Genomic DNA, 255 nt, shown 5'->3' on the forward strand with positions numbered 1-255 from the left:
CTTCGAGGGCAGCGGCCGAGGCCTCGACACCCGTGTTGCCACCGGCGGAGGGGTTGTTCACCGAGGCCTTACCGAGCGTGCCGAAGAAGATCCAGTCCGCGTCGATCTGGTCGATGTTCTCGAGGGAGACCGGCTCCGAGTGGCCTTCGCCGTCACGGTCTTGGTTGGCGGGGCGCTTCATACCGAGCGCACTCAGGGCCTGGCCGGCGGGCAGCTCCTTCAGGATGAGGCCGGCGCTGTCGCCCTGCCAGCGTA

Annotated in this window: 1 pseudogene; it reads right to left on the reverse strand. The window is 68.2% G+C overall.

Annotation, left to right across the window (positions count from 1 at the left end):
- Window positions 1-255 (reverse strand): annotated as a pseudogene (locus QP415_RS12245) (iron siderophore ABC transporter substrate-binding protein); the annotation flags it as partial.

The organism is Pauljensenia sp. UMB3104 (assembly GCF_030217285.1).
Lineage (GTDB): Bacteria > Actinomycetota > Actinomycetes > Actinomycetales > Actinomycetaceae > Pauljensenia.